Genomic DNA, 18,908 nt, shown 5'->3' with positions numbered 1-18,908 from the left:
TTTACTCCAGTTTGTAAATTACGGGACTGAACGCCTTGGCAGCTACCATGACATGGTCACCGGGCTTGAGATCGTCGCTCTGGTCGATGTCTGAAATCACCTTGACAATCTGATTCCCGACTTTTACTGAAACCACAGATACCACATCCTGATTTTCTATGGCAGTGATGATGCCGGGAAAGCTGAATTTCCCGCTGATCTGATGGCCTGCAAAGATCTCCTCCGGTTTTCCTTCTCTGCTTATACGTCCCTGATCAATGACCAGAACCCTGTCTGCAAGCTTGTGAATCTCGCCCCATTCATGGGTTACCAATATGGTTGTAAGACCTAATTGCCGGTGTGTTTTGAGTATATAGTCCTGTAATTTCGAACGTATGTTGGTATCAAGGGCAGAAAGGGGTTCATCGAGCAGCAAAATTTGGGGTTGCTGTACCAGCGCCCTCGCCAGGGCAACTCGCTGTTGCTGTCCTCCCGACAGGCTGGAAGGCAAACGGTCTTTCAAATCGGTAAGTTCTACCAGAGCGATCAGATTTTCAATCTGTGACTTTTCACCGGCAGTACGCGCTGCAAATTGCAGATTCTCTTTCACGGTCATATTCTGAAAAAGGGCATAATCCTGGAATACAAGCCCAACATCTCTTTTTTTGGGAGGAAGATTCACTTTGCCTTCTGAGCTGTACCAGGGGATTCCCTCATAACTGATATAACCATCGTCTGGTTTCAGTAAGCCCGAGATAAGTCGTAAAATCGATGTCTTTCCTGCACCTGATTTTCCATAAAGCACGACGAATTCACCCTTTTGAATGGTGGTATCCAGGGTGATGGAAAAGGCGTGTTCTTTGGTTCCAAGCTTTTTAGTCAGGTTAAGTTCGATCATTTAAAATACTGTTTTTGATAGTTTCTGTTCACCAGGTAAACGCTTAGAAGAATCAGAAAAGTGATAGTGAAAAGAATCAGCGAGTAGTAATTGGCATTGTCATAATTCAGGGCTTCCACTTCGTCATAAATAGCTATAGAAGCTACACGCGTTTTTCCGGGAATGTTGCCTCCGATCATAAGCACCACGCCAAACTCTCCGATGGTGTGAGCGAAAGACAGCACTATACCGGTTAGTAAAGAAGGTTTGATGTTGGGGAGTAAAACCCTGAAGAGCGTTCTGACCCTGCTGTTGCCCAGTACAAAAGAAGCTTCCCTGGTAGATTGGGGAATGGTCGAGAGGCCCGATTGCAGGGGGTGCACCATAAAGGGCAGGCTGTAGACCAGCGATGCGACCACCAGTCCCGGAAAGGAGAAGACCAGTTGTATCCCTAAAACAGATTCCAGCCAGGCTCCGACTCCGTTAGTCGGACTAAAAGCCAGGAGAAAATAAAATCCCAAAACGGTGGGAGGTAATACAAGAGGCATGCTGACAAGTGTCTCAACGATCGGTTTAATACGTGAATTCGAATAGGCCAGCCAATATGAAATCGGAAGCGATATCACCAGTAGTATCATAGTGGTAATAAAAGCCAGCTCAAAAGATAGTATTAGTGGTTCCCAATTCATGATTGCTGAATCATAATATCGTTAAATTTAACGTACAGCCAGATCTTTTTCTCTTCCTCCAGCTTCAGACTTTCGATTATTGCGGTATGAAATATCACATGAATCCTGCCCGCTTCCGTGTCTACAACCAATTTACTCAGAAATATTCCCCTTTTTAATCTGTTGATCCTGCCGGAGATTCTGTTAAGAATGCCAAGACTGCTTTCATCATGACCGGAGATGATCACATCGGTTTCCTTAAAAAGCAGGTTCACCGGTTTTCCTTCATGCAAATATGGCTGGCTCTGAGGGGTGTCGATCACCATCACTTGTAACTGAATGCCCTTTTCGGTCCTGGCTGTAACCAGACTGAGCTTATCGTGTGTTTCCACCTGTATTATGGTTGCCCTAAGGTTGTTCATAAGGATCGTATCCGTATTTTTTAAGAATAATGACTGCTGCTTCAGAGCGCATAAACTTTATGAATTCGCTGGTAAATGGATGCTCCGGATTACGTTCAATGGCGATCATGGCCTGTTCAATGGGAGTGTAGTGTTCCTGCGGAACTTCGATCCACTGTTGCCCTGCAAAGGGTTTACCATTAATAACCGAACGTGCTGTGAAACCCATATCGGCCGCACCCGAAAGCATAAAATGATTGACTTGAGCAACAGATTCGCCATACACCAGTTTATCCTCTATCGCCTCATACAAGCCGGCATGCTTTAAAGACTCGACAGCAGCTTTTCCGTAGGGAGCATTTTCAGGATTCGCAATCGCTACTCTTTTCACCTGTTTACTTGAAAGCGCTTGCAGGGAAGGTTTTGTATCCTGGCGACTGCTAACCAGTGCCAGCTTTCCCAACGCATAGACTACCGGTGGGGAAGCCGATAAACCCTTGCGTTCAATTTCCTGGGGATATTTAAGGTCGGCTGAAACAAAGATATCAAAAGGTGCTCCCTCGCTGATCTGGGCAGTAAGCTTTCCCGAAGAGCCCACGATCATGGCGCAGGACACATCGTGTTTTTTTTCGAATTCATCAATGATCTCCTTCATGGCAAATTGCATATTGGCGGCAGTCGCAACTTTCAGGTCAGATTTATTTGAAGTGTTGTTGCAACCTGCTGCTAACAGTAACAGCATAATAAGAAAATAGCGGGGCGACATAATCATGAACGACGCTTATAGTAGATATAATCACTTATGAGTGGTTCTGCTCCCTGTTCTCTTAATGACATCATGACCTGACCGCGATGGTATGTATGGTGATTGGTGATGTGAAATAAGATATCTTCAACTGTATTTCTGAATTTGTGACCCCTGGAATCGGCATAAGAGATCCAATCTTCTAATTTTCTTTCCTTCAATATACTCAGGCTTTTTTGATAATTCTCAAGGTCAATGGCCGCACGATCCTCAGGTCGATGCAGTTGAAAGACTCCAAATGGGCCTTCCCCTGATAAGCGGGCATTCCATATCTGGTGGGCATTGAGCATATGAGAAAAAAGCTGTTGAGGTTTTTCGAATGCTGATTCCCGATCTGCCAATAAGAGCTTATCCAGTTCCAGATTGTAAAAATGGTGGTATTCAAATAAAGACTTCAGTAATTTTTTTGCCGGGTTTTCCATGATCTTTCTTTAAATGATTTCCATTATGAGTTATTCATCCTGAATAAAGCGCGTATGGTTTCTTTTGATACGATCGGTTCAACTGTCACTGTTTTAAAATTAAGCATATTCCCGCAACTGCTGAAGAAAAAACCTCCCTGCTGTTTAAAACCGATCTATATTTTTTCGTTCCCATGAAGTTGATGCGTAAGAACAGTGGTGTATTCGTTGAGATACCGCAGCTTTGTAACCATTATGGTTTTTAAGTTTGATAGGGAAGAATTGAAAATCGATCGTTAAAGATGCAGAGTGTTGCATCGGCAATTCGATCACTGGAACAGGTATCCGGAATGAGGAAATAAAGGATGAGGTTTAGAATTTAATTCCCCGTTTTTGGTTAAAGAAGTTTCCCTGAAAGATCGTTCAAATAAGGACATTGATTAGTTGTTCAGCAGGTTTTCATAGATCTCATGGTTTTCGTCGTCAAAACAAACGAAGATCACCCTCTCAATTTTAGGGGGCGCTGTGTCTTTTACTGTGTTGACAGCAATTTTGGCCGCTTTCTGTTTGGGATACCCGTAGACCCCTGTACTGATGTTCGGGAAGGCGATGGTTTTAAGATCGTTCTTTGCAGCGAGCTCAAGACTTGTTTTATAACAGGAAGACAGCAGGGCTTCTTCATTCTGATCGCCGCCTTTCCAAACCGGACCGACCGTATGGATGACTTTTTTTGCAGGCAGCTTCCCCGCAGTCGTGATCACAGCCTGCCCCGTTTCGCAATAACCGATTTCCTGACACTCTTTCATGATGGCGGGCCCTCCAGCTCGATGTATGGCCCCGTCGACACCACCTCCGCCCTTGAGCTCATTATTGGCAGCATTGACGATCGCGTCTGTTTCCTGATGGGTGATATCTCCTTTTTTCAGTTCAATACGCATAAAATAATGTTTAAATGAATTTTATCTCATCCCTTATTTCCGGGATAAGATATGAAGTTATCATTTTCGGGTGTGCCGGCTAACGTTCTGTTCTGAGGTAAGACAGTAATTCTTCAGAGGCCTGAGGTTCGATCAGATAGGTTTGAAAACGTATTTTCTTACTATGCGTTTTCAAATACACCCTTCCTGCATTTTCTTCAAGGTGGCAGAGCTCGGTTAATGTGATATTTTCGCGCCAGAAATTGTGGATGACCAATTTGTTTCCCTTTACCTGAATATAGGGAACTTTGCTGCGATAAACATACCAGCTGAGGTATAAAATTCCAATGGCTATAAATATATAGGGAGCAATGTCTGAGCGTGAAACAGTGAACGCCTGTAATAAGCCTGCACATATCCATAAAATACCCATTATCCGGATCTTATCTAACAGCTTTTTTTTGTAATGAATCTTCATTTTGCATAATTGACGCTCCTGACCGAAATCAAACTTAAGTTTTTTCCTACTTTAGAAATTCTTTTTTCGTTGAATATCTAAATCTAAACGCCTAATGCACAATTATATTGCAAGGCTATAAAGATGATTAAGGTCATTTGAATTCCGGTCTGATAAGAGACTTCATGCAACGGAATAGTAGAAACATGAAATTCAGGTTTACGTACCTACGCTAGTTTTTGTGAAAACTATCAAGCTTATTTTCCAGGCGTTCGCTGAGCGAACGCTGAGGTTGAGACAAAAGTCGCTGTTTATAATCTACTCCCAGTTGGTCCAGTACCCGCATCAGGTTGAAACCGATGGCATAATGGTAGGAATTGGAGCCTGCAAATTTGAGATAACGAAAATCAGGCATACTTAAATCGAATTCTCTGAATTCCTCAAAATTTTTGAAACCCGGGTCGGCTTTAGTTGTATACAGGTTTGCATTTTGAAGTTCATACATAGTCTTCATGGTAAGAAACTCCATATATCGGGCAGAGCCCTCTTGTAACACATAATAGTCTTCGACCTTTTTCAGATGCGGATGCGCTTCGCTGTATCGATCAAGTCTTCTTTCGCGTGCTTTCAGGTAATTTTCCAGGATACGATATTTTTCTTGTTGTCCGGGTTCTTCCAAAGCGCATAAAAGCAACTGGTTTTCATACTGAACCATAGCAAGAAATTGGGGGTCCTCTTCGCAGATTTGTTTCATGTGACGGGAATCAAAGGGTAATTCTGCGATCTCTTCTCTTACATATTTGATTAATTCAGGAGTATTGTACTGATAGTGATGAAACATTTCGTGCATCACCATGGTGGTCCACATCTCGGTCGATCTTACAGAAGGAATGTACTTACCGGTCTCTTCAACACTGAGAAATCTTTGAACAGGATGATTGTAATAAACCATATTGCTGTCAACAGGATCCAGGCTGATCATTACTTCAAAATGATACGGAATGGTATCAATTCTGGTAGCAAGAGCATAATCTTCACTATAGTAATCGAGGTTTTTCAATCTGACACGGGTGATGGAATCAGGAAAGAAGATCTCAGAATAATCTCCGTTGTAGTAAACGAAAGTACCTTCGACGGGTTTCTTGTTAAAACCTTCCCAGTAGCGATTGCCCAGGGTGTCCCGGAGTTTTAGTACAAAATCGATCCTGTGTGATGAAAGGCTGTCAGGAAGATCAAATGGTTTTTTGTCTGATTGTTGGCTTTGTTGTTGTGTGTTTTCGCAGGCTGCAGTGAAAACAATCAGGCTTAAAGGAAGTAAGATTCTCAGGAAAGAATTGAGGGATTTTCTTTTGATGGAGTTGATGGCCGGTAACATGTGATTCGATGTATTTTTTAATTATAACGACTAAAATTCTGTTTTGTAACAAAGATTGGTGTGTGAACCTTCGAATGAAGTAGTGGCTACCAGGTCAAAAGCTGAGGGTTTCCATAAGATCACTGGTCTGCTCCCCACCGGCTTTCAATGCGCCGCCCATAGCATAAATAGTATTTCCTATGGCTGTTCCTGCCAGTCCGTGACGGGGAGAACGCATGGAGACAGATGGTTCCCAGCTGTCTGCTTCTGGGTTATATTTCCAACATTGCTTGTAGACGCCACCTCCATCATCGAAGTATTCTCCCCCGAAAGCATAGAGTTTGCCATTTACAGAGGCGGCTGCCAGTCCGCCCTGGGCCTGAGGAATGGGAGCAGCTTTTCGCCAGGTATCCTCACGCGGGTCGTATACTTCCAAATCGGTCACATTTCCTCCTGAAACCGTACGGCCACCCACTACATAAAACAAATCACCGATAACTGCTCCTGCGGCACTGTTACGTGCTGTGGGTGCAGGAGCTGCCTGATCCCAGCTGTCTGATTCAGGGTCGTAAACCAGGTGGTGACCGGTATCGGTATGATCGCTGTAGACGCTGTTTCCTCCTGCCTTGGGGTAACGACCGCCCACGATATGTATGCGGTCATTTATTACTCCGGCAACAGTTTCTCCGTGTTTAACCGGGGCCGGTGTGCCGGTGGTCCACTTGTCAGCCCCGGGATCATATATCCAGGTCTGATCCTGCATGACCCAAACTTCATCGGGTGCCCGCATCCGGAAGCCACCGAACCCATACAGCTTTCCGGAAAAAGAAGCCAGTTGCAGGTGGTGTCTGGATTCAGGGAGTTTAGCTGCCATTCCCCACGTATTTTCCCTACTGTTATAAACCAGGTGATGGGATGAATCTCCGGTTATGCGGGTGTCGGCTATGAGTCCGCCGGCTACGTGGATATTCTGATTCAAAACCGCGCAATAGATTTCCTGTAACTTAAAGGGCATGGAAGGAGCCGGCTGCCATTTTACCAGCTTTGGGGAAAGTGACCAAAGAGGGTGGAGACCAAACAGCAGAGAGGAGTAACATACCGATGTCATGAACTTTCTGCGGGAGAGGGATGTATTATTCGGTTCGGAAGATGTCATAAAGAAATCGTCATTTCTTGAATCAGAAATAGATGCGTGTATTTAAAGGTATCAATTTTGAAAGAAAGGAGCAAGATGATTAGATTTTGTATTAATGATTGTCCTGGTTTATGGGTTTTCCTGAATATATTTGATCTATGAACAGGATTTGGATTCTCTTTATTACAGCTTTGTCGGTGACCTTATTGACTCTTTTTCTTTTGGCTACGGGTTCTTCTTTATTGACGATTTCCCTCAATGATTCAGGAACCATTCCGCTGGGAACCTTTATTACCTGGGCGGGAATGATCGGGCTCTCACTGACCATCTATTCGGGGATCAGAGATCTCAGAGAACCCGCAGCAGGGATTCATAAAATACTGGCCTTATTGCTGCGTTTCGTTCTGGTACTGGCCATTCTTTGGGTGCCGCTTTCTTATTTGCTGGCAGGGAACCTGTCTTTTTCCTTTTCCCAAACAACCGCATTTCAGGGCGGACAAACAGCCTGGAAGCTTTTCCGATATCTCAGTTCGATTATCGGGGTCGGCCCCTTGATTATCCTGCTTTTTTATGGGGTTTCTTTGATATTTAAAAGGAAGCGTTATTGAGCTTTTCTTTGAAATGAAAGCATACGCCATTTGAAGATTTAACTCCAGGCGGTTGAATTGACGTATCTTTACCTGTCTCCTATTTTATTAATTTAAGGTTCACTCCATATGAACAGAACAGAATCTCATATCGTTCCGGAAATACCTGTTGCCCTGCGTATACAGGAATATGGAGTAGGGGTCTTCAGTGCGGCACCTACAAAATCAGCGCTGAAAAAGGCAATAAAGAAAAACTATGTCAGGGTCAATGGAGAAATAGCCCAAACGGGAACCTGGATCAGGGGAGGGGAAACCATTACGATAGCTTTGCCTGAACACCCTGCTCCCGATACGCGCCTGGTATTGCCGCTGGAAGTCTTGTTTGAAGACGAATACCTGGCGGCGATTCATAAGCCTCCGGGTATTGCGGTGAGCGGGAATCGTTTTAAAACCATTGCTCAGGCGTTGTCACAGAATATGGAACCCAGTTCCCATACCGATGCGACCAGACCACAGCCTGTACATCGACTCGACTACCCTACTACGGGCATATTGCTGGCAGGGAAAACCCGAAGCAGTATTAGATTGCTTAATAAAATGTTTGCTGAAAAAGCCGTCAAAAAGATCTACTATGCCGTTACCATCGGAAAAATGACTGGCAGGGGAACCATCGGTTCAAACATAGAGGAAAAGCATTCACGTTCAGATTTTGAAGTGGTAAGCTCTGTGACGTCTGAAAGGTTCGGCACGCTTAACCTGGTACGGTTAATGCCGCAGACTGGAAGAAGACACCAGCTGCGCAAACATTTATTCAGTATCGACCATCCAATATTGGGCGACAGAGATTATTGGCAGAAGGGTTTGATTCTGAAGGGCAAGGGCCTTTACCTGCATGCCTACTCGCTGGAGTTTGAACATCCTTTTACCGGCAGGCCAATCTTTCTGAAAGATGAGCTTCCGTCAAAATTCCGCAAGATATTTCCGGATACTTCCTTTTGATTTCGACTTCACGTTGAGAATTTATCCTATATTCGTAGAGAGGCTTTAAGTCAATCAGGATCTTATCGATACTGAGTATTCTTATAGCACGAGCGTTATTGACTAATAAAATTAAGGATCATGAAACTTTCTTTGACTTTTTTCTTAGCTGTTTTTTTTACTGTCGGATCATTTGCCCAAACTGAATATTTCACTACTGATGGTAAGAACAGATTCACCCAACCGGAATTGGAAGAGATGCTAAAGGAATTAAAGGAAAAGTATTCCAAGGCGTTTTCAAAAGAGGTTTTTGTCGACTTTGAGGTAAAGGAAGCGTACCGTTCAGGGGATTCCATCATTAATACTATCGGATTTGAAATCGCCGATAAAAAAACGGTAAGGTTGCGGGAAAAGAACAAGTTATATAGTCTTAAAGGAGAAGAATTTCCTGAGTTTGAACTGAGTTCCTTATCGGGGGGCACTTTTGATCTTGAAAAATTAAAAGGAAAACCTACCATGATCAATTTTTGGTTCACCCGCTGTGCTCCCTGCATCGATGAAATGCCGACCCTTAACAGCATAGCTGAAGAATTTGGAGATAAGGTGAATTTCGTCGCGATCACTTATGAGTCAAACGATGCAGTGAAAGAGTTTTTGACCCGGCATGATTTTGATTTCATCCACCTGGTCGATGCCCGGTCTTTTACCAAAGATCTGCGAATCGGAACCTACCCCACCAATGTTTTTCTCGATAGTGAAGGGGTAATTGTAAAAGTAGAAGGGGGCATTGCCTATGAAAAGAATGAAAATGGTGAAGTAAAAATGGGAGAGGGTGAAGAGATCATCAGAATTCTGGAATCCCTGGAAGAGTAATTTAGGATAGTGCTCTCAGGTTTCATCCGGATACTGTTAATTTTAAGAATTTTTATGCGGGGAAATTTGTTTTGCTTTTTTAAATACTAAGACATGAGAAAGTTCAGGAAATATTTAGCTGTGTTCGCTTTTCTGATCATCATCCTGGAGTTGCTCCTGCCCGACTATTCCGATCTGAGCGTTCGAAATAACCTGGGCAGTTATTTGACTCTTTTAGCCATGACCTGTGTGATCATCGCCATGATCTTATCCAATCGTGCTGAAAACAAAAGTTCCTGAATGATCTGACCGGATTGAGGGGAGCATCCCGAAATGCACAGATCTTTATACATGCTGTCTTAGCATGAATTAAAGCCTTTATCAATTTGAAGAACGGCATATTATCTCCTTATGAATTGTGGTGAAATTATGCTGGTTTTAATGTTGTTTAAACTGGTGGTGAGCTGGGGGGCAGGCATCGACATCTCCCGGATGCAAATTTCCCTCAATTTTTCCAGGTTGGAAGTATCCACTAATCTCAACAGCTCTTTGTAGTGATTACTTCGAAAATATTCATTATTTTTCGTATTCAGAAAACTTTCAATCTGCAATAGCGATTGGTCGTTTTCCTCTCCCTCCTAAAATGTTCCCCTATCCTTTGATTTTGTATTCTTCATGGTTAGAATACATTGTAGTTCGCATAATCTTTGAAGTAAAAAGCTGTTAGAAAAATGAGATCCATACCGGGCATTCCGTGGCAAGATGTTATCATATTTAAGGGGACTATACCGGAGTTAAATAAGCTCCTGAATATCAAAAACAACAATTTCCAGATAAGCTGGCTGGATGAAAAAAACTTCGTATTCTCGATCAAGCGTACCGGGAGCTATAAGGTCTTGAACAGATTTCCCTTTTTGATGAGAGCGGTCAAGGGAACGGCTAAAATAAAAAGGAAGTCAGATTCGAGTCTTGCCATAAGGTTTATCACCCGAACTCATGTGAATTTATCGGTTATCACCTTAGCGATCAGCCTTTATTTGTTTCACTTTGTGCTGGTGTCCCGGAAGTACATATTGTTCACGGAGCTTTTTTATATGTTAGACTTATTGGGCTATATGCTTCCTTTTATAATTGGTGCCTGGTTCCTGGGGCGCATACAGGAGGTAATATTGCTCAGAAAGTTTGAAAAGTACCTGAAGAGGAAGAATCAAAATTCAGTCACAGGAAAGAAAGTTGAAATTTGATGCTTTATCCGCACGTAATCCGGTTTTCGTTGTAACAATTCACGCCAAGGATCGTCGGACTTGTATTGGAATCAAATACATAAGAAATGAGTGAAAAAAACGCGCGCCCCTCAGTACTGACCGATTACAGGATACATACCAGGATCAAACTCTCCGCTCTGTGGACCACCCTGATGTTCCTTTATATCTATACTCATTATCACATCCGCTTTGGGCGATAAGTGGCAAGGATTTTTTGTGCTTTTCAATCTGATAGAAATGGCCGTTCTGACCATGATTATTGTACAGGCCTGGAAATGGCCAAAGACTAACTAGCCTTAGCTATGTAAGACCAGAGGACCTTAAAAGCTGCCCCTTCCTTTATTCGTAAAACATCCAATAGAAAATATAACCACATCAACCATCATGAAAGAAGCTCAAACACAATTGGTAAAGACCGCCCGATGGGCAGGTGTCTGGTATTTATTACTGGCCGTTTCAGGCGTCATCGGATTTTTAGTACTTCATTCGAAAGTGTACGAGGCCGATCCTCAACAGACTTTAACCAACCTGACGGAAGAAACTTCAATGGCCCGGCTGCGATTGATCGCAGAGTTGTTGATCGTGGTTTCACAGGCCCTGGCAGCGGTATGGTTTTATAACTTGTTTAAAAACATCAATAATACAGCCGCCTGGGCCACCGGGATCTGGGGTACGGTCAATGCCGTGATCATCACGGTAAGCGCTGTCGCTATGGCAGCTGCTCTTAAGATAGCCCTTTCAGATCATGCAACAGAAGATAAGGTTTTGCTGATCGAGTTGCTTACGAATCTGATCAGAGGGGCCTGGGGGGTTGGCGGACTCTTCTTTGGCCTGTGGCTCATTCCGATGGGGTATATCATAACCAGCTCCCGAAGAATGCCGGTTTGGTTAGGGCGAACCCTGATCCTGGGCGGGATAGGATACATCCTGAGTACCTTTATCACCTATGCAGGAGTTACCGGCTCCTGGGTAAGTAGCCTTACTGTACCTGCGACCATAGGCGAGTTCTGGATGATCGGTTATCTGTTGGTCTTCGGGATCAGACCTGACCCCCAAAGTGAAAAAGTTGTGTAACGGTTGCTTTAATACTTCCCTCGAACAATTTTAATCATTTTTAGTGCTCCGGGAGTTTTTCAGTTTGCGGTAGTCGGTTTATTTTTTCGATGAAAATTTGCAAATGTTCATGGCCGAGACATGGGATGCTTTTGGGTAGACACCGAGTTCTGACTTGTTGGTTCAGAGGGCAGAACACGGGAATTGATTTATTTAAGTATCTTACTGTAAAGTATCGCACGAATTCAGATGCTTTTTAAACATTGAATTTTATTGAAATCTCTTCACAAATATTTTAGTTGGTATTATAACAGAGGAAAAAATAATATCGTTTTTGCATTATCAGTTTCTTTGTTTTTCTGGTTGTTTTTAGCAGTCACACAGCCCTTTGGGATTCATGCAGATGGTTTACGTTCATTTCTGGATCTGCTGTTATGGCTTCTTCCCATGGCGGGGATCTGGTTTATAACAATACTCCTGACCGACAGCTTAATCAGGTTAATTTTCGATGGGAGCCGCCAAAATCAAGTCTTCTCAGATGCCTTTGGATGGGTTGTTAAGCTTTTTTTTATTATTCATGGCCTCTATCTTTTCAGGGCCTATTTCTGCGACTGGACTTGTATGGACCTAAAGGAGTATCTGCAGCTGATACTTGCGGTCATTTTGATATTTTTACTGGTTTACCTGCCCTTCGCCAATTATGCCAGATCGATATATCTTAAATCAGTATTTAGCGGGAAACAAACAAGGCTGAATGAGGGGGAGATACAATTGGGAGAAGGGAAAAATACCGTTGTTTTAAGTCCGCAGAAGATAGTCTATGTTCAATCAGAAGGTAATTACCTGGATATTTTTTGCCTCGCAGCAAATACAGAGATTACTAAAATAACGGTCAGATCGACTCTTAGTGGTTTGCAGCAAATTTTGGAAACCGACTTTCCCTCATTTAAAAGAGTTCACAGGTCTTACCTGGTCAATATGAATTTCTACCATAAGTTGATCACTGAAAAAGGGAATACTCAAATACAATTGAAGGTAAATGATGAGTATTTCACATTTCCTGTCTCCAGGAAATATAAATCGGTAATTAAAGAAATTCTATAGGGGCACTTATCCCAAAAAGATGGTTGATCATCACAGCATAGCAGTGGTGAAGATGACTCTTTCTGATGTTCGCACCAAAATTGCTTCTTTTCAAATCATTCCTTGTTCAGACCGGAAGATTTCAGGGGACCGTGATTAATTTCGGTATCTGTAAAACCGAATTTTATGAAAATTTTGAAACATGCTCAGTTAGTCCTCGTGACCTTGAATATTCTATTAGCCATTTTAGCTTACCGGGGATTTTTTCAGGGTAAGGATATTTTGCCCGTAGTATTTGCTATAGTCTCAGTTTTGCTAGGATTGATCTTTATTTGGATCAGCCGAACGGCTTTACCGAAATACCGCCTGATAGGTTTTGCCTTGGTGGTAATGTCTGCTTTAGGATTGTATCATGTTCATTTCAATATTTATAATGCTGAAAGAATGGAAGCATCCAGGAGCAGGTCTATGGAGGCTTTAGAGAAAAATAAAGCTCCGGCCGTCACCTTTGTTCATGCTATTAATATTATGGATGCATTCAATGTCGATACCTATACGGCAGGTAATAGGTTTACTATTCTGAACTTTTGGGCTACCTGGTGCGCTCCCTGTCTGAAGGAGATGCCGATGCTTGATGAGTTCTATAGAACCCACAAGGATCAAAGGGTAGGAGTTATTGGCTTTACAGAATTTCAGGGAGATGAGCTGGAGGCGATGAACAGGATAAGAGAAACGATTCATCAGGTGGAGGTTCAATACCCGATACTGATTGATTCAACCACTGCCGTAAGGGTTGCTTATAAAGCAGATATATTGCCAGCAACGGTTTTGTTAAATCAAAATGGGGAGGTGGTTGACTATCAAATCGGAATAGATGGAGCAAAGAAGATCATGCGGTTCGTGACAGAACAAATGGAAAGCGCACTAAATAATTAATGGGGTCATTCAGGCTCCTGGTCTCATATACCTTCCTTTTTTAACGGTGTCATACTCTTTTTTACGCCTTGCCGAAAGCCGTGGACGAAAGATTGATTGAATTTATTGGTTTTAAAAAAGATTCAGGGTAACAAAACCGTGAGTTGTTCGTCGATTTTATATATCTATAATAATCATGACAAAATGAAAAAAGCAATAGTATGTCTTGTCCTAATGGTTCCTTTTATGCTCCTTGGCCAGGCAAAGAATCAACCTAAAAAGATTCTGATGGTGGTAAGTTCCTACGGAAAGGATTTAGGGGAAACCAGACCGGGCTATGAGTTTGATGAATTTACCCAGGCCTATTTGATATTTAAGAAGAATAATCTTGTCATAGATGTGGCTAGTCCTAAGGGAGGAAAGGTGGAAGCAGACCAGTTCAATAAAGATAAGGCATACAATCAGGCCGTTTTGAATGACCCGACCACTTTGGAGGTTTTGAACAATACCCTACCCACCTCTAAGGTAGATCCATCTGCCTATGATGCTGTATATGTGGTAGGAGGCAAGGGAGCGATGTTCGACCTTCCTTTTGATCCTTCCCTGCAAGATATCATAGTGAACCTCTATCGCAGAGAGGGTACCGTGATCTCATCGGTTTGTCATGGACCCGCGGCTTTTGCCAATGTGAAGGATGGCGACAAGTTCATTATTGAAGGCGTGGAGCTCACCGGGTTTTGCAACCTGGAAGAAGATCTCTTTGGTAAGAAATGGGTGAAGGAATTCCCTTTTAGTTTGGAAGATAAGTTAAAAGCCAGGGGAGCTGTTTTCAGTCAGGCCGATTTTATGCTTAGCAAAGTGTCGGTTTCGGGGAAGTTTATTACCGGGCAGAATCCGTTTTCCACCACCAAGTCGGCCGAGGAAGTGGTGAAGTCCCTGGGGATAGAACCTGTAGCCAGAGATCTGTACAAAGATGAAAGAAGTATAGACCTGATCCAGGAGGTGACCAATGGTAAAAGATCGGTCACATCGGCCGCCGAAGAACTGAAAAGCAACCAGGATTCCTATGAGATGCCGTTGATCGCCGTATGGGGGTATTATAAGATCCTGGCCTCAAAAGAAGATGAAAAAGAGATTGTAAAAGGCGTTACTATGGTTGAATTGAGCTCGCCCTATTTCTTTGATGAAAATCTGCAAATGGTTATGGCGCAGACCTACAGTGCTTTAGGGGATAAAGAAAAAGCGCAAAGGGTATTAGAAGATCTTATTGCCAAGGATCTTCTAACAGAAAGGGCGAGAACGCTGCTTGAGGAGCTGGATAAGAAGTGAAATTAAGAACTGCTTTATTCAGGTAAGAGGCCTGTTTGGGAGGTTTAATTTAATGCCCTGAAACATCCTGCTGGAAATTCAAAGCGAAGTGCCAATGGCTATTGCTTTTTTATTATCCATCCCCTTTACTAAAGCAGGCTTTTGACGGTCCCTTGAAACAGAAGGCCCGGGCAAAAATCCGGGTTTTGTATTCACCTGTCAGGTTTCGCTAAGCTGTTTCGGAAAAGCTCCCAGGAAACTGGGTCTCCCTGAATGTGATAAGTTTTCTTTTTTTTGAGTAGCCAGATGATGGTTCCTGTAAGAAAACCACTGGTGGTCAGAACGGCAGCACCTCCTCCGGCAATACCAGCCCCGAGAGCTCCCCCAATGCCGGTATCACCGGTGTCTGATAAAACGATAGCCCCAAAAATTGCAGATATTCCCAGGCCGATCCCCGCGCCCAAACCACTGTCATGACCGAACGAACGAAAGGTTTTGATATAGCCGATCTCCAGGTAAGGCAGGGTATAAGCCTTTGAGCCCCTTTTAAGATGAAGAAAATTTTCGTCTGCCGAGGTGATAAAACCGGCGTGAATTTTTTTGCCTTCAGAATCGAAAACCCTTATAAATTCCTTATTCTGGGTAAAACCAAAGCTGGAGATAAGCAAGAGGGAAAAGAGAAGATAATGTTGTAGGGAATTCAAATCCTTAAAACAGTTTACCATATAATTCGAATGTAAATATTTAACAGGCTATGTCGTATTTCTTCATTTTTCTAAAAGAATGAATAATATATCGTATCCGGTTTAAGGTAAACGATAAATGGCGATTCCAAATTCACCCAATGTCAAATTCTTTCCGTCTGATTCTGTTCTGCGGGCATACAACGGTTCCGAAGGTAGATCCAGGCGTTCTGAATTGATCGATGTTTCCTTCTCTGAAAAATTCAATAGTATAAGCAACTTTTCTTCAGGTGATTGACGAGTGTAGGCAAGAATATTGTCTGGTACTGCGTCTTTCTCGATCAATTCCAGATCTCCGGTCTGCAGTGCCTGATGGGTTTTACGCAGCTGAATGATGTCACGGTAAAGATGTAGAAGCGAGCTGCTGTCGGCCACCGATTTCGCTACATTGATCTCTTTGTAATGTTTTTCCACCGGTAACCAGGTATCTGATCCCGTGGTAAAGCCCGCATTTGCGTTACTGTTCCACTGCATAGGCGTGCGGCAGTTGTCGCGATTGAATATGGGGGAGTTTTCACGTATCAACTCAGGAAGTCCCACCCAGTAGCGTGCAAGAGGATCCTGTGCCTCTTCCAAAGGGATATCACCTGAATGCATTCCGATCTCTTCTCCCATATAGGTAAAGGGTACTCCACGTGCGGTGTATTGAAAGGTAGCCAATACTTCGTGCTTTTCAGGCTTATTGTTTAACCTGGAAATTATACGGGGTTGGTCATGGTTGCCGAAAACATAGGTTGGTGCCAGGGGTTTGGGATATGCTGCTTCGAACTCACTCAGTTTACTTCGAAAAAAGTCGGCCGAAAATTCGAATTCTTCCACGATATCAAACAGAAAAACGAGGTTTAGCCCATCATGTGACTCCATGCCCAGCAATTCCCGCATGTGGTGATGTGATCCAAAAACTTCTCCCACCATAAATTTCTCTTCCGGGTAATCTTCCAGTACTTTACGAAGATCTTTGGCATACGTGATCACCTCAGGTTGGTGAAAATTGTAGAGATGATTTCTGAAGAGCCATTTTCGATTATCAAAATCGGGTAGGTAGCGAAAAGTAAACGGATTATCCCGTAATTGCTCATCTTCAAAAATGAAATTGAAAATATCCAGCCGGAATCCATCTACCCCACGATCCAGCCAAAAGCGCACCATATCAAAAACAGCCGCTTTCACCTCCGGATTGCGCATGTTGAGATCGGGCTGAAAGGGTAAAAAAGCCGCGTAGTACCATTGATCGCGGGCTTCATCATAATTCCAGGCGCTTTCCTGTCCGACTATATTTTTCCAGTTATTAGGGGGAGTATCCTTTTTTCCGTCCCGCCATACATACCAATCGCTTTTCGGGTTGTCACGTGAGCTCTTTGATTGCAGAAACCATTCATGCTGATCTGAGGTATGGTTGAGAACCATATCAAAAACAATCTTCATGTCGCGACGGTGAACCTCTGCGATCAGGCTGTCTACCAGTTTTTGATCGCCGTATTCCGGTTCTATTTTACGAAAGTTCGCGATATCATAACCGTGATCCTTTTGCGGACTTTGGAAAAAAGGTGATATCCAGATAGTTTCAAATCCAATGGAATCTATGTAGTCGAGTTTTTGAATGATGCCGGCCAAATCACCGATACCATCGCCATCAGAATCATAATAGGAGCGGGGGTAGACCTGGTATACTGTTGTTGATTTCCACCAGTCGTCTGAACTATCATACCTTGACTGAACCTCAGAAGGTAGTTCTGCGATGACTTTCATTGGGTCGTCACTTTTGAGATTGTACCAAACGAACCAGGTTACAAACAATAAAACGATAACCAACAGGCTGAGGAGAATTTTTTTAATCATTTTCTTACTTTGAAGCGTTTAAAATACAGCTTTACACAAGCTTAAAATACTCAGACGAAAAAAATCTTTTACCCGATTGTGATTTTTCAAGGAAAAGTTGCGAATAATGGGGTGTAAACAAACAACAGTTTTGAATCAAAAAGAGAAAACGCAGAAGTTTAAAAAAATCATACAGGAGAACAGAGGTGTCTTGTTCAAGGTCATAAACATCTATTGCAAAGACGAACAGGATAAGAAAGACCTGGAACAGGAAATTTTGATCCAATTATGGAAGTCTGTCGATAATTATGACGAAAGGTTTAAAATTTCAACCTGGATATATAGAATTGCGATGAATGTTTCTATTTCCTTTTACAGGAAAAACAAAAGAGCCGCGTCTCATGTATCTATGGATTCCATTTTTATGGAGCAAACACTTGCAGAATCGGAGGATGATGTTCTTGAAAAATGGCAGACTGTGAAATACTTCCTGAATCAACTGAATGAACTCGATAAAGCCATCATGCTGCTTTATTTAGATGATTTTAATTACTCCGACATAGGCGAGATCGTCGGTATTTCCACAACCAATGTTGGTACTAAAATCAATCGAATAAAAAATAAACTAAAACAAAACGTGACAAAATGGATCTAAACGAATTTAAAAAGATGTGGGTGGAGACAAATGCAGACATTTCTAATCGGCTTGAAATAAACGAGAACAGATTGAATCAAATCACTATAAATCATTCTAAAAACAAGCTTGAGAAATATATGAACATCTCCATTCTGGGGAGAAACCTGGCGCTGGTGTATTTTGGTATTTCTATTTTCTTTGCTGTAAAAGTGTTTGATGATTTGGCATATAGTGTGCCTGCGATAATGGGTGGGCTTGCCATGCTTTTTTCATTCTTTCAGCATCTTTCATTGAAAAAAGTGAATTACAGTACAATGAATATTGTCGAGCTTCAGAAAACCATTGAAAATTTCAGAATTCACACCTTGAAGTTCTCAAAATTCGACAAAGGAATAGTGGCATTCTGGATTATCACTTTAATCCCGGTTTACCTTAAGCTATATTTCCATATATCCATCTACTCCAATCAAGACTATTTATTGATCTTTATACTAAGCATAGTTTCTGTCTCCTTTTTAATCCGCTTAATCCCTTTCGATGCTTACAAAAAGTGGGATTCAGAATTAAAAGAAGCTGAGAGTAAATTAAATGAACTCATCGAATTTGAAAAAGAATAAGGTTGTTGCATACCATGGCACCTCCAAAAGGTCCTGATAAGTTACTCCCGGCTGCATT

At 42.5% G+C, this 18,908-nt stretch carries 23 protein-coding genes; 12 read left to right on the top strand and 11 right to left on the bottom strand.

Annotated elements, in window-relative coordinates; all coding sequences use genetic code 11:
* Position 1 precedes the first annotated feature (1 nt).
* The 9 genes from K7R10_RS07420 to K7R10_RS07380 all read right to left on the bottom strand — a co-directional run bounded on the left by K7R10_RS07420 (position 2) and on the right by K7R10_RS07380 (position 7,015).
* Positions 2 to 877: an ABC transporter ATP-binding protein gene (locus K7R10_RS07420; RefSeq protein WP_224484046.1), complete on the bottom strand. Its 876-nt coding sequence runs from the start codon at positions 875 to 877 to the stop codon at positions 2 to 4.
* Positions 874 to 1,545, bottom strand: coding sequence for a molybdate ABC transporter permease subunit (modB, locus tag K7R10_RS07415; protein WP_224484045.1), 672 nt, complete (start codon positions 1,543 to 1,545; stop codon positions 874 to 876). The genes K7R10_RS07420 and modB overlap by 4 nt, the downstream gene beginning before the upstream one ends.
* Positions 1,542 to 1,946, bottom strand: a complete 405-nt coding sequence (locus K7R10_RS07410) for a TOBE domain-containing protein (protein ID WP_224484044.1) — start codon at positions 1,944 to 1,946, stop codon at positions 1,542 to 1,544. The genes modB and K7R10_RS07410 overlap by 4 nt, the downstream gene beginning before the upstream one ends.
* A complete protein-coding gene (modA, locus tag K7R10_RS07405; protein WP_224484043.1) occupies positions 1,933 to 2,667 on the bottom strand; it encodes a molybdate ABC transporter substrate-binding protein in 735 nt (244 codons plus the stop codon). The genes K7R10_RS07410 and modA overlap by 14 nt, the downstream gene beginning before the upstream one ends.
* 26 nt (positions 2,668 to 2,693) lie before the next feature.
* Positions 2,694 to 3,152: a DinB family protein gene (locus K7R10_RS07400; protein WP_224484042.1), complete on the bottom strand. Its 459-nt coding sequence runs from the start codon at positions 3,150 to 3,152 to the stop codon at positions 2,694 to 2,696.
* Between the two features lie 419 nt (positions 3,153 to 3,571).
* A complete protein-coding gene (locus K7R10_RS07395; RefSeq protein WP_224484041.1) occupies positions 3,572 to 4,069 on the bottom strand; it encodes an O-acetyl-ADP-ribose deacetylase in 498 nt (165 codons plus the stop codon).
* 79 nt (positions 4,070 to 4,148) lie between these two features.
* Positions 4,149 to 4,526 carry a hypothetical protein gene (locus tag K7R10_RS07390; RefSeq protein WP_224484040.1) on the bottom strand — a complete coding sequence of 126 codons (378 nt, stop codon included), beginning with the start codon at positions 4,524 to 4,526 and terminating at the stop codon, positions 4,149 to 4,151.
* A gap of 211 nt (positions 4,527 to 4,737) precedes the next feature.
* Positions 4,738 to 5,880: a hypothetical protein gene (locus K7R10_RS07385; protein ID WP_224484039.1), complete on the bottom strand. Its 1,143-nt coding sequence runs from the start codon at positions 5,878 to 5,880 to the stop codon at positions 4,738 to 4,740.
* A gap of 94 nt (positions 5,881 to 5,974) precedes the next feature.
* Complete coding sequence (locus K7R10_RS07380; RefSeq protein ID WP_224484038.1) at positions 5,975 to 7,015, bottom strand: Kelch repeat-containing protein; 1,041 nt, start codon at positions 7,013 to 7,015, stop codon at positions 5,975 to 5,977.
* Positions 7,016 to 7,152: 137 nt separating this feature from the next.
* Here K7R10_RS07380 and K7R10_RS07375 point away from each other — a divergent pair, with 137 nt between their 5' ends.
* From K7R10_RS07375 to K7R10_RS07335, 10 genes are all read left to right on the top strand, one after another.
* The gene (locus tag K7R10_RS07375) at positions 7,153 to 7,602 is read left to right on the top strand and encodes a hypothetical protein (protein ID WP_224484037.1); all 450 of its coding nucleotides are present in this window, start codon (positions 7,153 to 7,155) and stop codon (positions 7,600 to 7,602) included.
* Positions 7,603 to 7,710: 108 nt separating this feature from the next.
* Complete coding sequence (locus K7R10_RS07370; RefSeq protein WP_224484036.1) at positions 7,711 to 8,580, top strand: RluA family pseudouridine synthase; 870 nt, start codon at positions 7,711 to 7,713, stop codon at positions 8,578 to 8,580.
* Positions 8,581 to 8,700: 120 nt separating this feature from the next.
* On the top strand, positions 8,701 to 9,432 hold the full coding sequence (locus tag K7R10_RS07365) for a TlpA family protein disulfide reductase (protein ID WP_224484035.1): 732 nt from the start codon (positions 8,701 to 8,703) through the stop codon (positions 9,430 to 9,432).
* 93 nt (positions 9,433 to 9,525) lie between these two features.
* Positions 9,526 to 9,711 carry an Rnf-Nqr domain containing protein gene (locus K7R10_RS07360; RefSeq protein ID WP_224484034.1) on the top strand — a complete coding sequence of 62 codons (186 nt, stop codon included), beginning with the start codon at positions 9,526 to 9,528 and terminating at the stop codon, positions 9,709 to 9,711.
* Positions 9,712 to 10,142: 431 nt separating this feature from the next.
* Positions 10,143 to 10,655 (top strand): hypothetical protein, encoded by a 513-nt coding sequence (locus tag K7R10_RS07355; RefSeq protein WP_224484033.1) that lies wholly within the window; start codon positions 10,143 to 10,145, stop codon positions 10,653 to 10,655.
* A gap of 86 nt (positions 10,656 to 10,741) precedes the next feature.
* Positions 10,742 to 10,876: a hypothetical protein gene (locus tag K7R10_RS15280; RefSeq protein WP_255610469.1), complete on the top strand. Its 135-nt coding sequence runs from the start codon at positions 10,742 to 10,744 to the stop codon at positions 10,874 to 10,876.
* 184 nt (positions 10,877 to 11,060) lie between these two features.
* A complete protein-coding gene (locus tag K7R10_RS07350) occupies positions 11,061 to 11,750 on the top strand; it encodes a DUF4386 domain-containing protein (RefSeq protein WP_224484032.1) in 690 nt (229 codons plus the stop codon).
* A 600-nt stretch (positions 11,751 to 12,350) separates the two neighbouring features.
* Positions 12,351 to 12,833 carry a LytR/AlgR family response regulator transcription factor gene (locus tag K7R10_RS07345; protein WP_224484031.1) on the top strand — a complete coding sequence of 161 codons (483 nt, stop codon included), beginning with the start codon at positions 12,351 to 12,353 and terminating at the stop codon, positions 12,831 to 12,833.
* A gap of 165 nt (positions 12,834 to 12,998) precedes the next feature.
* A complete protein-coding gene (locus K7R10_RS07340; protein ID WP_224484030.1) occupies positions 12,999 to 13,748 on the top strand; it encodes a TlpA disulfide reductase family protein in 750 nt (249 codons plus the stop codon).
* Positions 13,749 to 13,931: 183 nt separating this feature from the next.
* A complete protein-coding gene (locus K7R10_RS07335; protein WP_224484029.1) occupies positions 13,932 to 15,056 on the top strand; it encodes a type 1 glutamine amidotransferase domain-containing protein in 1,125 nt (374 codons plus the stop codon).
* Positions 15,057 to 15,247: 191 nt separating this feature from the next.
* Here K7R10_RS07335 and K7R10_RS07330 read toward each other — a convergent pair whose 3' ends face one another.
* Complete coding sequence (locus tag K7R10_RS07330; protein ID WP_224484028.1) at positions 15,248 to 15,739, bottom strand: hypothetical protein; 492 nt, start codon at positions 15,737 to 15,739, stop codon at positions 15,248 to 15,250.
* A 102-nt stretch (positions 15,740 to 15,841) separates the two neighbouring features.
* Positions 15,842 to 17,617, bottom strand: a complete 1,776-nt coding sequence (locus K7R10_RS07325) for a glycoside hydrolase family 13 protein (protein WP_224484027.1) — start codon at positions 17,615 to 17,617, stop codon at positions 15,842 to 15,844.
* A gap of 130 nt (positions 17,618 to 17,747) precedes the next feature.
* Between K7R10_RS07325 and K7R10_RS07320 the strand changes: the two genes are divergently transcribed.
* Entirely contained in the window at positions 17,748 to 18,251 is a 504-nt protein-coding gene (locus K7R10_RS07320) for an RNA polymerase sigma factor (RefSeq protein WP_224484026.1), read from the top strand.
* Complete coding sequence (locus K7R10_RS07315; RefSeq protein ID WP_224484025.1) at positions 18,242 to 18,850, top strand: hypothetical protein; 609 nt, start codon at positions 18,242 to 18,244, stop codon at positions 18,848 to 18,850. The genes K7R10_RS07320 and K7R10_RS07315 overlap by 10 nt, the downstream gene beginning before the upstream one ends.
* Positions 18,851 to 18,908: the final 58 nt, after the last annotated feature.

This window comes from Robertkochia aurantiaca, assembly GCF_020166495.1.
Taxonomy (GTDB): Bacteria; Bacteroidota; Bacteroidia; order Flavobacteriales; family Flavobacteriaceae; genus Robertkochia; species Robertkochia aurantiaca.
This window is presented reverse-complemented; position numbering and strand designations above follow the sequence as displayed.

Excerpts from the sequence above, each read along its gene's own strand:
- K7R10_RS07340 (WP_224484030.1), top strand. The coding sequence starts at position 12,999 with ATGAAAATTTTGAAACATGCTCAGTTAGTCCTCGTGACCTTGAATATT.
- modA (WP_224484043.1), bottom strand. The coding sequence starts at position 2,667 with ATGCTGTTACTGTTAGCAGCAGGTTGCAACAACACTTCAAATAAATCT.
- K7R10_RS07315 (WP_224484025.1), top strand. The coding sequence starts at position 18,242 with ATGGATCTAAACGAATTTAAAAAGATGTGGGTGGAGACAAATGCAGAC.
- K7R10_RS07325 (WP_224484027.1), bottom strand. The coding sequence starts at position 17,617 with ATGATTAAAAAAATTCTCCTCAGCCTGTTGGTTATCGTTTTATTGTTT.
- K7R10_RS07410 (WP_224484044.1), bottom strand. The coding sequence starts at position 1,946 with ATGAACAACCTTAGGGCAACCATAATACAGGTGGAAACACACGATAAG.
- K7R10_RS07370 (WP_224484036.1), top strand. The coding sequence starts at position 7,711 with ATGAACAGAACAGAATCTCATATCGTTCCGGAAATACCTGTTGCCCTG.
- K7R10_RS07420 (WP_224484046.1), bottom strand. The coding sequence starts at position 877 with ATGATCGAACTTAACCTGACTAAAAAGCTTGGAACCAAAGAACACGCC.
- K7R10_RS07400 (WP_224484042.1), bottom strand. The coding sequence starts at position 3,152 with ATGGAAAACCCGGCAAAAAAATTACTGAAGTCTTTATTTGAATACCAC.
- K7R10_RS07355 (WP_224484033.1), top strand. The coding sequence starts at position 10,143 with ATGAGATCCATACCGGGCATTCCGTGGCAAGATGTTATCATATTTAAG.
- K7R10_RS07335 (WP_224484029.1), top strand. The coding sequence starts at position 13,932 with ATGAAAAAAGCAATAGTATGTCTTGTCCTAATGGTTCCTTTTATGCTC.
- K7R10_RS15280 (WP_255610469.1), top strand. The coding sequence starts at position 10,742 with ATGAGTGAAAAAAACGCGCGCCCCTCAGTACTGACCGATTACAGGATA.
- K7R10_RS07350 (WP_224484032.1), top strand. The coding sequence starts at position 11,061 with ATGAAAGAAGCTCAAACACAATTGGTAAAGACCGCCCGATGGGCAGGT.
- K7R10_RS07345 (WP_224484031.1), top strand. The coding sequence starts at position 12,351 with ATGGACCTAAAGGAGTATCTGCAGCTGATACTTGCGGTCATTTTGATA.
- K7R10_RS07360 (WP_224484034.1), top strand. The coding sequence starts at position 9,526 with ATGAGAAAGTTCAGGAAATATTTAGCTGTGTTCGCTTTTCTGATCATC.
- K7R10_RS07395 (WP_224484041.1), bottom strand. The coding sequence starts at position 4,069 with ATGCGTATTGAACTGAAAAAAGGAGATATCACCCATCAGGAAACAGAC.
- K7R10_RS07375 (WP_224484037.1), top strand. The coding sequence starts at position 7,153 with ATGAACAGGATTTGGATTCTCTTTATTACAGCTTTGTCGGTGACCTTA.
- K7R10_RS07380 (WP_224484038.1), bottom strand. The coding sequence starts at position 7,015 with ATGACATCTTCCGAACCGAATAATACATCCCTCTCCCGCAGAAAGTTC.
- K7R10_RS07390 (WP_224484040.1), bottom strand. The coding sequence starts at position 4,526 with ATGAAGATTCATTACAAAAAAAAGCTGTTAGATAAGATCCGGATAATG.
- modB (WP_224484045.1), bottom strand. The coding sequence starts at position 1,545 with ATGAATTGGGAACCACTAATACTATCTTTTGAGCTGGCTTTTATTACC.
- K7R10_RS07385 (WP_224484039.1), bottom strand. The coding sequence starts at position 5,880 with ATGTTACCGGCCATCAACTCCATCAAAAGAAAATCCCTCAATTCTTTC.
- K7R10_RS07365 (WP_224484035.1), top strand. The coding sequence starts at position 8,701 with ATGAAACTTTCTTTGACTTTTTTCTTAGCTGTTTTTTTTACTGTCGGA.